We start from the raw sequence: 13,568 nt of genomic DNA on the forward strand, positions 1-13,568 counted from the left end.
CATCTGCATTTCAGACTCCCATCTCTTCAACAGGCAACCAGGCGAGCGCGCATGACCCAGGCAACATTTATCGAGAACTTCCTCTCCGCCACCGACTTTCAGGAACCGGTGGAGGTCACGCTGGACACCGTGCTGCTGGAATTGCCGGAGTGGGATTCGCTGGCTGCGCTGGGCGTGATCGTGATGTTCGACATGGAGTACGGCAAGACCATTACCGGCGAAGATCTCACCGCTGCAACCACCGTGGGCGATCTCTACAAACTGACCGAGGCGTAACATGCCGACCTCCACGCTGCACAACGTCCGCTTTGCCGGCATGGCGACCTGCGTGCCGAAGCGGGTCGTGTCCAATCTCACCGACTGCCGGCCGCAGATCCGCTCCGAGCGCGAGCGCCTGGTACGCAACATCGGCATCGAGACGCGCCGCATGGCGTCGGAGTGGCAGTGCTTTTCGGACCTGGCCTTCGATGCGACCGAAGTGCTGCTTGAGAAGCTGCAGTGGAAGCGCGAGGAGATCGATGCACTGATCGTGGTGACCCAATCGCCGGATTACCCGATCCCGGCCACCGCCATCATCCTGCAGGACCGGCTGGGCCTGTCGCATGCCACGGTGGCCTTCGACGTCAACCTGGGCTGCTCGGCCTACCCGTTCGGCATCAACCTGCTCGGCTCGATGATCGCCGCCGGCGGCGTCAAGAAGGGCCTGCTGCTGGTCGGCGACCGCAGTGCCAATCTGGAAGACCCGATCTTCTCAGACTCTGGCACCGCCACCGCGCTGGAGTTCAGCGCCGACGCGCCGCCGATGTATTTCGACCTCAACAGCGACGGCAGCGGCTATAAGGCGATCATCCTGCCGGTGGGTGGTCAACGCGAACCTGTCGCCATTCAGCACCTGCTGCCTTATCGTGAAAACGAGAAGGATCGCTGGCACCGGGCCACCGATCTGCAACTCGATGGCACCGCCGTGCTCAGCTTCTCGACCCAGCGTGTTCCTCCCGCAGTTGAAAAATTGATCGCGTATGCCGGTGTAAGCAAGGATGACATCGATTATTTCGTGTTCCACCAGGCCAACCGGATGATCAACGAGACCATTCGCAAAAAGCTCGGACTTGCAGTCGAAAAGGTGCCATCCACCCTGCGCGACTTCGGCAACACGAGCGGCGCATCGTTGCCGGTGACCATGACCGCGCGCATCAACAAGGAATTGGAATCTGGCCCCAAGCGTGTACTTCTTTCAGGCTTCGGAATCGGGTTGTCCTGGGGTACCTGTCTGATCGATATCGAAGGTGCCATGTTTCCGGATTTGATCGAGTCGTGAATACCGCCCTCGATCCGAACGACCCGTTCTCGTTGCAGGGCAAACGCATCCTGGTTACTGGCGCATCGTCAGGCATCGGACGACAGATCGCGCTAAGTTGCGCTGAGATGGGCGCGCAACTGGTCATCAGCGGTCGCAACGAAGGCCGCTTAGCCGAGACCTTTGCCACACTTGAAGGCACAGGGCATGAGCATGTGATTGCGAACCTCGACAAGCAGGAGGACATCGACCATCTCGTGGCTTCGGTCGGCGTCCTGGATGGCGTCGCGCATGCGGCCGGTATCGCCCGGCTAGCACCATTCCGGATGATCAACCGCGCGCAACTGGACGAAACCTTCGCCAGTAATGTCTATGCACCGCTGCTACTGACGCGTGGCCTGCTTGCCAAGAAGCGCATCAACACCCGAGGCTCGATCCTATTCATTTCGGCGGTGGGATCGCACATCGGTCCGGTGGCCACCGCCGCCTACTCTTCCAGCAAGGCAGCCCTGCTCGGCGCAATGCGCACTCTGGCACTGGAAGTGGCCAAGCACGGTATGCGCGCAAACTGCATTGTGCCCGGCTATGTGCGCACGCCAATGCTCGATGGCCTCAAACAGAGCGGCGGCAACATCGACGAGCACGCCAAACTGACCCCGCTGGGATTGGGCGAACCGGAAGACGTGGCTTACGCAGCGGTGTTTTATCTGTCCGACGCAAGTCGCTGGGTCACCCGCAACTACTTCCTCGTAGATGGTGGCCTGACCGTGCCGATGGATATCTACGCATGAGTAATCCGACTCGCAAAGCCTTTTCCCTCAGTGGCAAAACCATCCTGGTGACCGGGGCGTCGTCCGGCCTTGGCCAGGAAATCGCGCTGACCTGCGCACGGCGTGGCGCGCGCCTGGTCATCAGCGGTCGCGATCCCGAGCGTCTCCAGCAAACCCATACACAACTAGCCGGCGACGGACACGTGCGAGTGCAGGCCGACCTGACTGTTGCGGAGGACCGGGAGCGCCTTGTGCAAACCAGCCAACGCATCGACGGCGTGGTGCACTGCTTCGGCGGGCAGATGCTGTCGCCGATCCGCCAGCTGAAGGAAGAACTGATGACGCGCATGTACCAGGTGCATTTCCTGGCACCGGTCATGCTGACCCAGCGTCTGCTGCAGGCCAACGCCATTAACGCGCAAGGCTCCATCGTGTTCATGCTGTCCACCTCCGCGCATATTGGTACACGCGGCGTGGGGCCGTACTCTGCCATGAAGTCCGGCCTGCTGGGCATTATCCGGTGCTTAGCTTTGGAACAGGCGAAGCACCGCGTGAGAGTCAACGGGATTTCGCCATCGGCCGTTCCCACTCCGCGTCTTTGGGGTGAGGACGACGGACTCAACGAACTACTGAATCAACAACGCGCGCGCCATCCACTGGGGCTGGGCACACCGCAAGATGTCGCCAACGCCGCGCTCTACCTGCTGTCCGACGCCAGCCGCTGGGTCACCGGCACCAGTCTGGTCATGGACGGCGGGGCGGTGCTCTGATGGAACGCGTCCTCATCATCGGCGCCAGCGGCTGGGGCCGCGAAGTCCTGGAACAAATGCGTAACGATGCAGGGCATGGCAAGGACTGGCTGATCGGCGGGTTCCTGGACAGCCGCGCCGATATCCTAGACAGCTACGGTGTCGACACACCGATCATCGGCGACCCGATGAGCTACCTGCCACAGCCTGACGATGTATTCGTCTGTGCGATGGGCAATCCCTACGACCGCCACCGCTACGCCCTGCCGATCCTCGAAAAAGGTGGACGGTTCATCCCAATCTGTACCGACGTCCGCCTGGGCAGGCGGGTGCATTTTGGCCAGGGCTGCTTCTTTGGCCTGATGGTCCATTCCGGGCCGGACGTGCGCATCGGCGACTTTGTCACCATCCATGCCCAGAGCATGCTCGGGCACGACGTCCACATCGGTGACTACGTGCACGTAGGCGCAATGGCATTCATGGGCGGCGGTGTGCAGATTGGCGACTTCGTCACCGTGCACCCGCGCGCCACCCTGATGCCAGGCGTCAAGGTCGGTGACGGCGCAGTCATCGGAGCCGGCGCGGTGGTCCTGAAGGACGTACCGGCCGGCGCAACGGTGTTCGGCAACCCGGCCCGAATCGTGTTCCAGAAAGCCATTTGACAAGGCAGTGACTCATGCGCTCTCGAATGCATCCCAGGTACTACCTGTCACCGGAGATTTTTGCCCGCGAGCAGGAAAAGATTTTTCGCAAGGTTTGGCTTTTCGCCGGTCTGAAGACCCTGCTGACGGAGAACAACAATTTCATCACCCGCAAGATCGCCGGCATCCCGGTAGTCATCCAGAATTTCAACGGCCAGCTACGCGCATTCGAGAACGTGTGTCTGCACCGCAGTGCGCCGCTCCAGACTGCGCCGACCGGACGACGTCCGCTGGTATGCCCCTACCACGCTTGGAGCTACGACCAGGACGGCGCGATCAAGAACATCCCCGAATGTCGTGCGCTGTATTGCATAAGCCAGGCCGAACAGCAGAAGCTCCGGCTGCGGGAGTTCGCACTTCACGCGATCGGCAACGTGCTGTTCGTCAACCTGGACAGTGACCCGATGCCGATCGAGGAGCAGTTCCCGGCGCACTTCATTTCCATGCTGGAAAGCAGCTCCAACCTGTATGACGGCGAGGTGATGGTGACCACCTGGCACTGCAAGTTCAATTGGAAGCTGGCGTACGAGAACCTGCGCGACGCCAATCACCCGCGCTTTGTGCATCCCAAGAGCCTCGCCCGCGAATTCGACTTCATCCCCTACGTCGATACTGAACTTGCGGCCGAAGGCCTCCGTCCCCTGGCCGACACCAGTCCTACAGGGCTGCGCGCAGAGATGCGCCGCTTCAGCTCGGCCGGCGCTGACGCGCCGATCACCGAGCCCAAGCCCCTGCCATTCCATGACATGGTCGAGCGCTGGGGGGAACAGGACGCCTATTTCAACTGGCTGGCGTTTCCCAACATGCATATCGCCTGCCCCAACGGCGGCTATTCCTTCACCCTGGAACATCACATCCCCGTGGCCCCGGACAGGACTGATCTGGAAATCTATTGGTTCACCACGCGCAAGAAGAAGCCTTATGCTTTTTCCAGCTGGAACCTGCTCTCGCACATGCATGGCAGCCGGCTGGTGACAGGCGAGGACGTGGAGATCATGGAACATGTGCAGTCGGCACTGCACATGGACGCACCGATGCCGACCCAGGGGGTCTACGAGTTCACCAACCGCTTGGTGGAGCGCTGGTACACGGTGCTGATGGAGACCGAACATGAAATCTAGGTGGGTCATCGGCAGCAGCGAATACCTCGACCTGGCCTATCACGCCTGGAAGCAGGCCCGTCAGGACGAGACGATCATCCGGATCGGCGTGTCACAAGACTCGAAATACGACTTCGATCTTGGCGTGCTAGACGGACTGAATCCAACCGACGGGGCCATGTTCGTGGCGTTCGACGAACGCTTCGGCAACTTCAAGCGCATGGAACTGATGCAGGCAGCGATGGAGCGTGGCTTCAAGCTGGAGCCTTTCATCCACTCCAGCGCAGCCATCGGCGCTGACACTGTCATCGGGCTCAACGCGTTCGTGGGTGCCAATGCTGTCGTCGGACACGGGTGCAGGATCGACTACAACACGGTCATCCATGCCGGCGTGCACCTCGGACCGGCATGCCGCGTCAAATCTTCATGCTGGATAGAGAATGGTGTGCAAATCGGCGCGGGCGTCGAGATCGGCAGCAATAGCATCTTGCGGACCGGCGCCATCGTGCGCGGGGGCGTCAAGGTTGGACGAAGCTGCGAACTTGGCTGGCCGCGTCTCTACAACGAGGACATCGCCGCCAAGACCTACTTCGATCCCCGGTATAACCAGCCTATTTACACCTACCAAGGGTGACGTCCATGCACTCAACGAATCAGCAGCTGCGCCAACAGCTTCTGGACATTGCGGAGCAGAGCCGCCTACGCTAAATGATGCGGACGATTTGAAAAAATCTGGATGATCGAGCTGGAGCAGAGATCAACGGCAGCGCGCTGCAGGAGTTCATTCGAAACCGGCGTTTACTACAAAACGATGTCGGACGTACTTGACCTGGTCGGCGCAGTTGAAAATATTCGCGACGACTATCGTACCGGCCTACATCACCGCACCGAGGATCGCTGGGATACGTGCCTCTATTTTTACTGAACGATCCGTTTTGCGTAACGCTTTCTATTCCGGCCAGGAGCAGTCTGCCTTGGTGGCTGCGTTAATGCATGTCGCAAGAATGGCTTTCAGGCAGGAATACTCATGTCGGCAACGGCCCTGCATCATGCGCGGCGAGAGCAGCCACATGAAGCTAAGAACGCATTTGCCGCAACTCCTATCTGTGGCCACAAACAGGAACCCATCATCATGCCGCTAGCCACAGGCTCCATCGCGCGAGCCAGCATCAAGTATCCGGGACTGGATCCTGCCAAGACCAAACTGATCGGTTGGGGCGCGGGGCAATTTTTCCGTGATTATTATCCTTGCGTCAGCCAGCAGCTCGACTTGCAGTACACCATCTGCCCTAGGCCAGAGAATCAGGGCACGACCATCCACGGCGTACCGGTCAAATCACCTTCGGCACTTGATGAGGAATCGATCGGCGACGTGCTGATCGTCATCTTCTCCAATCATTCACCAGAGGTGATGAACCAGATCGCGAAGGCGCATGGTTCTTTCCGTACGGTGCGTGCGGTCGATTACGACCAAGGCAGCATCCCGCTGTTGCATGAACTGCAGGACTTCGCCAGTTTATTGCCGGAGTTGCAGCTGTCACGTCCACTGAAGTCACTGGACACGGGCATCTTCGTGCAAGGACTCGCGTTCGAATTTACTCCACTGGTGCTGGCGTGGAATCGCCTGCACTTCCCTTGGGCGTATCAGTGCATGGTGACCTGGGACCACCAACCAAGCGCACTACTGGAGCGCTGCCGGCCTTGGTTGGATGCATTGATTTTGGTTCCTCAGCCGGACAATCTAGGCCTGCACTACCGCAATGCGGTACTACGCTCTGCGCGCCTGGGCGCTCAGCATCTTGTAGACAAAGGCATAGAGTTTGCGGTGCGTTGCCGCAGCGACAACGTGCTCACCGGCTCAACCCACGACGCCATCAACACGCACTTTAGCCGCAATCGCAATAAAGGAAAGATCGCAATTTCTCTGGCAGGAGGATGGCGGAACATCCCGTTTCATTTTACCGAAAAAACCATGCTTGGTAGGGCGCAGGACATGCTGGCGTTGTGGTCAATGCCAGAGGATCCTCGACCGGCAAGTCATGCGGACGACGAGTTGTCTCCAATGAACGAACTTGCGCCAAATCGGCATTTTCAAGAACTCAGCCAATACACCTTCGAGTCGACATTGTGGAAGGACTACGCACGTCGGCTTGGATATCCGGCCGAGACCCTGGTCGATAGCTACCGGTTCGCACAGTCACGGCTACTGGCATTGGAGCCGCATTTGAGCTGGTCGTCGTTGAAGTTCGTCCCGTTGTTCAATGTGGCGCGTGACACTAGCTACGGCTTCTCGATGGACTTGTGGAACCGGCTATTCACCGACAGCGATGCAATGTTGGAGGCTGCCGGGGCGGTCAGCCGGCTGGATCTCAACTCCACCGATTTTTGGCAAGGCAGAGTCGGTTGAGTGGCTCTCGCCACTCAACGCCATCGATTGCCAGGAGGTTTCTATGACGTACGCCATCATCATCCCCGCGCGACGCGATTCCTCTCGCCTGCCCGGAAAACCACTGATCGAATTGGGCGGCGTGCCCATGATAGTGCGTACTTATCAGCAATGCGCCAAGGCTGCGCCGGCCGAGCATATTCTGGTCGCCACCGACTGCGAGGTGATTCAACGTACCTGCGAGCAGGCCGGCATTCGCACCTTGATGACCTCCAGCGATTGCCTGACCGGTACCGATCGTGTCGCCGAGGTCGCACGGCAGCTGGATGTGGACACCTACATCAATGTGCAGGGCGATGACCCGCTGTTCAATCCGCAGGACGTGCGCTTGCTGATCGACGCTGCGGCAGCTGCGCCGAGTGATGTCATCAACGGTTACTGCCCGGTCGCCAACGTCGAAGAGTTCCGTAATCCGAGCGTGCCCAAAGTGGTGATTCGTCCGGATGGGCATTTACTGTACATGTCGCGCGCGGCGATCCCGACCACCAAGCAAGGCGAGTTCCGGCGTGCCTGGCGTCAGGTGTGCGCGTATGCGTTTCCCAGACAGGCTTTGCAGGCGTTTGCGTCGGTGTCTTGCAAGACCACGTTGGAAGAAATCGAGGACATCGAGATCCTTCGTTTTCTGGAACTGGGCTTTGAAGTGCGTATGGTGCAGATGAGTAGCCAGTCGATCGCGGTGGATACGCCTGCCGATGTGGTGCGGGTGGAAGCGGCACTGCGCATGCTGCAACTCGGCGAGCAGAACGTACCGTGAAACGAGGTGAGGATTCCCGACATACAACTCGACACATTATTCGCCCTGACCTTCAGTCAATAGTCGCAGCATCTGCGCCGCTCTGGGTTGACGCTGCAGTCACCTCAAACCAATGAGGTGACGCGATGAGCATCAATACCTTGCAGCTCCAGGCTGGATTGTCGATGCCGGAATTCTTCCCATTCACGAAGTCATGGATGAATGCGAAGCGAAGCGGAAACTGGCTAATTATTACAGATCGACGACGCCTACCGACGCCGATCGTGGCGGTGAGCGCAACGGCGGCAAGGCGTAGGGAATTCGACTCCTTAATAGCGTTATAAATGGGAGTTGAGGACACCCGGCCAAGAAATTTATTTCAAGCCAAAGATGCAGATAAGCCTCAGAAGCAATACAACACCATTGCATCAGGACATAACCGATTATGCTGGCGAAAGCCAAGCTTATAACCCTTATCCGTCTGAGCAATAAATTCCATCAATGTCAGAAAATCCTCAGGCTTGTGATAAAGAGAAAGCGCTATTTTCGGGCGATTTTTCTTGATCGTCTCTCTTGCACCATGTAGCGCCTTGAGTTCGGAGCCCTCTATCTCAAGCTTGATGAACGTTGCCGTGCTATCGGTAGCATCGTCAATAGTCGTAACAGGCACGGTTACCGAGACATCATCCTCAAGCGACTTATCATATATATGGCCAATGATGTTAGAGTCCACCAAATGAGCACTTTGGGGTTGAATGGGCCCAGAAACCTCAAAATTTGGAACAATCTGACCCGGATTGAATTTAAGGGTCGTATTACTATCCCATAACCCTTTTTCATGCAGCACAATAGAAGAAGCTAGAGGCTTGAGATATTGATCTTGCAGCAGATTAAGCCGCGCCCGAATTAATTGATTATTACCGACAGACGGTTCAAAAGAATGGATTCGCTTGAACTGACCTTTGCAGGCCCGCAAGAAACCCTCAATAGTATCCCCATTAAAAGCACCGCCATCCACATAAACCTCTCGATCATTAAAATCAAAAAATTGGCAGTTATTGGAGTAAGAGTTTAGGCCGAATTTATTCGAATTATAGCCTACGGCACATGCTTCGAGATAAAATGGATTCAAAGTCAATCGATACAACAGTATGCATAGCCAAGTAGTACGCGAATAGTCATCAACTAGTTGATCCGCCATCTCCACAAGGCGATCGACATCTTTTATGACAGCGTTGAAAAATTCGTAACCGTACCAAAAGAATCGACCAACTTCTCCACTGCGATCAACACTGCAAGACTCCAGCAAATGCAGGAATTGCAACGGAAGCAGCGTCGGCAAGCCCCACTGAACGGCGATTTTGTTGAAGTGCTGAAAGCCTCCCCCGCCTGCGGCAAGGATGCAAGAAACCACGTCAACCCGACCAGCCGCCAGACCTACCCAGGCATCAGAACTAATGACAGGTATTCCAAATATATGGCTCTGGCGTTCGCACAGAAAATCGTCGACCACAGCAATGACGTTGGCAGACTTCGCCAGGACACGAATCTCAGCTCGACAACCTGACCCACAAACGATGAACTCTTGATTTTCAAGAAATTCTTTTGGCGCCTTATTAAACCACACCGGAAACAGTCCGTTCGGCTTGGCAAGCAAATCTCTCAGATCAAAGATTTCTCTAGCCAGTTGCTGATGAGAAAAAAATGGGTACATGATGTTTATTGTTTATTAATTTAAATATCAAGCTAGCACAAACACTCTTTAACGTCAAAACTTTTATGATGGACCACTGCATCAAAAAAAAGCATGGCGAGCCCAACAATTTCGATAAGCACGATGAATCTCCTAATACGCACGATCTTCATCGGGAAATAGAAGCGTATTAGCGTTATCGGAGAAGCTCGCTGACGTTCGCTAAAGCTTTGTAGGACCAATCGTATGTGGATTGCATCCGGTGCGGGCAAGAGCTCGCCGATACCAGCTTGACAACGGTGGTAAGCCTAATCAGCCTGCCAGCGGCGTTGCAGTCGTGTCTGTGAACATCCCAACACCGGCCGACCACTTCCGGCATGTATTTTGCATACTCAGCCACCTCGGTCAGCCGATTCCGCTCAGATATCGATCCCCTACCGGACATGGTCAAGCCTGTATGAGTTCCCCCGCCCTCGTCAGCATCGTCATGCCGACCTACAAGCCACGCTATTTCGCGCAGGCGCTGGACAGCGTGCTGGCGCAGACCTACCCCTCGCTGGAGTTGGTGATCTGCGACGACAATGCCGATGGCGCCATTGAGGCGGTGCTGGCGTCCAGGTTGGCGGATGCGCCCTTCCCCATTCGCTATCACCGCAACACGCCAAGGCTCGGCGAGCTCGGCAGCACGATCAAGGGGATAGGCCTGGCGCAAGGCGAATACGTCAAGTTCCTGCACGACGATGATGTGCTGGCGTCGGACTGTGTTGAGCAGTTGGTGGAGGCGATCGGGCGCAACCCGGGCACGGCAATGGCATCGTCGCGTCGGTTGCGCATCGACGACGATGGCGTGCCGTTGCCGGACATCCTGGCTACCTGCTTTCCGTTTGCCGACGACGTGCTGATCGATGGGCCGGAGCTGGTGTCGTTCCTGGCCGATCACACCATCAACTTCATCGGCGAGCCGAGTTGCGTGCTGGCACGCCGCGCCGACCTGCTGGCGCTGGGCAACGAGCTGATGATGTTGAACGGCAAGGCCATTCATTGGGTCGGCGACCTGGCGATTTACGTCAAGCTGCTGCGCCAGGGCAACTTGGCCTTGCTGTCCAGTCCGCTCACGCAGTTCCGGGTGTCCAGTGCGCAGTTCAGTCAGGCCGGGCGCGATCAGGTCGGCATCGGCGACCAGGGCCATGAGGATCTGCGCCAGGGCATCCGCCAGCTGGGTTGGCGGCGCGAGAGCGGCGACAATCGGCAGGTGCGGGTTGCGCCCCTCAGCCCGCACAAGGCGCGGGTGTTCAAGTCGGTGGATCTGGTCAATGCGCTGATGCAAAGCGCCGGCATGGCCGAGCGGGTGTCGCCGGCCACCTGGCTGGGCGTGCGCCATCCCAGCGATGTGCAGCGCGCGTTGATCGATGCCCGCTTGCAGGCGCATGCCGGCGGGCCGCGCATTGCGGTGATGCTGATCGACCGCGATGGCGATGCCGCGGCAGTGGCCGCAACCCAGGCCAGCATCGATGCGGTGGCCTGCTATCGGAATCTACAGACCTGGGTGGTCAGCAGCGCGCACCTGGTGGCCGACCACGGCGAGCACGGGGTGCTGATTGGCGATGCGGGCCTGGTAGGCGCACTCAACCAGGCCATTGCAAGGCAGCAGGATGTCGATTGGGTGCTGCTGGTGGATGCCGGCAGCCTCTTTACCGGCAGCGGCCTGACGCTGCTGGCGCTGGGCATGATCGGGCTGCCCGAGCAGTGCCAGGCGGTCTACGCAGACGAAGTGGTCGCGCTGGATCATGCACAGCTTGGGCTGGCGTTGCGGCCGGCGCTGTATCTGGATGCACTGCTGAGCGCGCCGTCCACGCTGTCGCGGCATTGGCTGTTCCGCCGCAGCGGGCTGGTGGCCGACGGCGGTTTTCCGGCGGACCTCGGCCAGGCCTTCGAACTGGGCTATCAGCTTGGCCTGGTCGAGCGTCATGGCCTGGCCTGCGTGCAGCATATCGCCGAGCCCTTGTTGGTCGCCGCGGCCCAGACCCGGGACACCGATGCGGACGAGCAACAGGCCATCGCCCGCCACCTGGCCGCGCGCGGGTATGCGGACGCGCGCGTGCACAGCGCCGGCCCTGGTCGGCATGCGGTGGATTACCAGCATGCACAGCAGCCGCTGGTCAGCATCCTGGTGCTGGTCGATGGCCGTTTGCCGCAGGTGCAGCGCTGCCTGGAAAGCATTCTGGCCAATACGGCCTACCCGCATTACGAGGTGCTGCTACTGGATCGCGACAGCACCGCCGCGGACCTGCGCGCTTGGCTGGCCGGCATCGATGCGCTGGGCATGCAACAGATCCGCGTGTTGCGCTTTGCTGCCGAGCCTGTGCGCGAAGCGGTCTGCAATGCGGCGGCCGAGCATGCACGTGGGGACGTGCTGCTGTGGCTGTCGGCCGGCGCTGCGGTGATGAAGGCCGATTGGCTGGAGCAACTGCTCAACCACGCGCTGCGCCCGGAGGTCGGTGCGGTCGCCGGCAAGCTGTTGCGCGGCGACGGCACCGTGCATCACGCCGGTCTGCTGCTGGGCCTGGGGGCACCGGCAGCGCGCGCGTTCGAAGGCAGTGCGTTCGACGAATCCGGCTATCTGCAGCGCCTGCAGCTGGATCAGAACTACAGCGCGCTCAGTGGCGAGTGTCTGATGCTGCCGCGCCAGTTGTTTATCGACGCAGGCGGTTTTGCGCTGGAGCCGGCACTGGCGCAGTGGAGCGATGTCGACCTGTGCCTGCGCCTGCACCAGGCCGGGTACCTGAATGTGTTTGCGGCGCGGGCACAGCTGTTGATCGATCCAGCGGAGCAGATGCCCGCCACGGCGCTGGACGAAGAGGCGATGTACGCGCGCTGGCTGCCGGTGATGGCCAACGACCCGGCCTACAACCCGGGCTTCTCGCTGGATCCCGGCGCCGGCTTCCAGCTGGCCGACCCGCGCGCCAGTTGGCGGCCATTGCAATCGTGGCGGCCGCTGCCGAGCGTGATCGCACTGCCGGCCGATATCGAAGGCTGCGGACACTATCGGGTGATTCAGCCGTTGCGCGCCCTGCGCGAGGCCGGCATGGCCGAGGGCGTGCTGTTCAACGGCTATCTGGAGATCAGCGAGCTGGCGCGCCAGGATCCCGACGTGGTGATCCTGCAACGCCAGGTCGGTGAGGCGCGACTGGAGGCGATGCGGCGCATGAAGGCGCTGTCGCGCGCGTTCACGGTGTACGAGCTGGACGATTACCTGCCCAACCTGCCGCTGAAGAATGCGCACCGTGCGCAGATGCCCAAGGACATTCTCAAGACCGTGCGGCGCGGGTTGGGCCTGGTGGACCGCTTTGTGGTGTCCACGCCGGCGCTGGCCGAGGCGTTTGCCGGGCTGCACAGCGATATCCGCGTGGCCGAAAACCGCTTGCCGCCCCATTGGTGGGACCAGTTGCCGGCGCGCGGCGAGCGCCAGGGTGGCAAGCCGCGGATTGGTTGGGCAGGCGGTGCCAGCCATACCGGCGACCTGGAACTGATCGCCGACGTGGTGCGCGAGTTGGCCGACGAAGTCGAGTGGGTGTTCATGGGGATGTACCCGTTCGCGCTGCGCCAGCACATCCATCACTTCCAGCCAGGCGTACAGATCGATCATTACCCGGCGGCGCTGGCAGCGCTGGATCTGGATCTGGCGCTGGCGCCGGTGGAGCAGAACCTGTTCAACGCGTGCAAGAGCAATCTGCGGCTGTTGGAGTACGGCGCCTGTGGTTATCCGGTGATCGCCAGCGATGTGCGCTGCTACCAGGGCAACCTACCGGTGACGTTGGTGAAGAACCGCTACCGCGACTGGATCGGCGCGATCCGCGAGCATCTGGCCGACCCGGCCGCCTCAGTGGCAAAAGGCGCAGCGTTGCGCGAGGCGGTGCGCCGCGACTGGATGTTGAGCGGCAGCCATCTGGATACCTGGCGAGCCGCCTGGTTGCCGGACTAGCGCGGGGACGCTGCTTCAGCGTTCTCCTATTTGCGGTAGAACGGATGCGTGGCTGTGTGTGAATTGACGGTGGCGCCCTCATCCGGCGCTGCGCGCC

Annotated in this window: 12 protein-coding genes; 11 read left to right on the forward strand and 1 reads right to left on the reverse strand. The window is 59.6% G+C overall.

What is annotated here, in order from left to right:
- Window positions 1-51: 51 nt before the first annotated feature.
- The 10 genes from Y887_RS10015 (at window position 52) to Y887_RS10055 (ending at window position 7,817) form a co-directional block, all read left to right on the forward strand.
- A complete protein-coding gene (locus tag Y887_RS10015) occupies window positions 52-276 on the forward strand; it encodes an acyl carrier protein (protein WP_024939600.1) in 225 nt (74 codons plus the stop codon).
- 1 nt (window position 277) lies between these two features.
- Window positions 278-1,318 carry a ketoacyl-ACP synthase III gene (locus Y887_RS10020; RefSeq protein WP_046964190.1) on the forward strand — a complete coding sequence of 347 codons (1,041 nt, stop codon included), beginning with the start codon at window positions 278-280 and terminating at the stop codon, window positions 1,316-1,318.
- Window positions 1,315-2,088 carry an SDR family NAD(P)-dependent oxidoreductase gene (locus Y887_RS10025; protein ID WP_046964191.1) on the forward strand — a complete coding sequence of 258 codons (774 nt, stop codon included), beginning with the start codon at window positions 1,315-1,317 and terminating at the stop codon, window positions 2,086-2,088. The genes Y887_RS10020 and Y887_RS10025 overlap by 4 nt, the downstream gene beginning before the upstream one ends.
- Window positions 2,085-2,837, forward strand: coding sequence for an SDR family NAD(P)-dependent oxidoreductase (locus tag Y887_RS10030; RefSeq protein ID WP_046964192.1), 753 nt, complete (start codon window positions 2,085-2,087; stop codon window positions 2,835-2,837). The genes Y887_RS10025 and Y887_RS10030 overlap by 4 nt, the downstream gene beginning before the upstream one ends.
- Window positions 2,837-3,478 carry an acetyltransferase gene (locus tag Y887_RS10035; protein ID WP_046964193.1) on the forward strand — a complete coding sequence of 214 codons (642 nt, stop codon included), beginning with the start codon at window positions 2,837-2,839 and terminating at the stop codon, window positions 3,476-3,478. Before Y887_RS10030 ends, Y887_RS10035 begins: the two co-directional genes overlap by 1 nt.
- A 14-nt stretch (window positions 3,479-3,492) precedes the next feature.
- On the forward strand, window positions 3,493-4,638 hold the full coding sequence (locus Y887_RS10040; RefSeq protein WP_046964194.1) for an aromatic ring-hydroxylating oxygenase subunit alpha: 1,146 nt from the start codon (window positions 3,493-3,495) through the stop codon (window positions 4,636-4,638).
- Window positions 4,628-5,251, forward strand: coding sequence for an LbetaH domain-containing protein (locus Y887_RS10045; RefSeq protein WP_046964195.1), 624 nt, complete (start codon window positions 4,628-4,630; stop codon window positions 5,249-5,251). Before Y887_RS10040 ends, Y887_RS10045 begins: the two co-directional genes overlap by 11 nt.
- A gap of 102 nt (window positions 5,252-5,353) precedes the next feature.
- On the forward strand, window positions 5,354-5,542 hold the full coding sequence (locus tag Y887_RS19000) for a hypothetical protein (RefSeq protein ID WP_084725997.1): 189 nt from the start codon (window positions 5,354-5,356) through the stop codon (window positions 5,540-5,542).
- Window positions 5,543-5,644: 102 nt separating this feature from the next.
- The gene (locus Y887_RS10050; protein WP_245879499.1) at window positions 5,645-7,024 is read left to right on the forward strand and encodes a WavE lipopolysaccharide synthesis family protein; all 1,380 of its coding nucleotides are present in this window, start codon (window positions 5,645-5,647) and stop codon (window positions 7,022-7,024) included.
- Window positions 7,025-7,067: 43 nt separating this feature from the next.
- Window positions 7,068-7,817, forward strand: coding sequence for a 3-deoxy-manno-octulosonate cytidylyltransferase (locus tag Y887_RS10055; protein WP_046964197.1), 750 nt, complete (start codon window positions 7,068-7,070; stop codon window positions 7,815-7,817).
- A 382-nt stretch (window positions 7,818-8,199) separates the two neighbouring features.
- On the opposite strand, the gene Y887_RS19005 is transcribed toward Y887_RS10055, so the two are convergent.
- Window positions 8,200-9,510: an FkbM family methyltransferase gene (locus tag Y887_RS19005; RefSeq protein WP_084725998.1), complete on the reverse strand. Its 1,311-nt coding sequence runs from the start codon at window positions 9,508-9,510 to the stop codon at window positions 8,200-8,202.
- A 466-nt stretch (window positions 9,511-9,976) separates the two neighbouring features.
- Here Y887_RS19005 and Y887_RS10070 point away from each other — a divergent pair, with 466 nt between their 5' ends.
- Window positions 9,977-13,471 carry a glycosyltransferase gene (locus tag Y887_RS10070; protein WP_046964199.1) on the forward strand — a complete coding sequence of 1,165 codons (3,495 nt, stop codon included), beginning with the start codon at window positions 9,977-9,979 and terminating at the stop codon, window positions 13,469-13,471.
- Window positions 13,472-13,568 lie beyond the last annotated feature (97 nt).

The sequence above is a fragment of the Xanthomonas pisi DSM 18956 genome (genome assembly GCF_001010415.1).
GTDB classification, from domain to species: domain Bacteria; phylum Pseudomonadota; class Gammaproteobacteria; order Xanthomonadales; family Xanthomonadaceae; genus Xanthomonas; species Xanthomonas pisi.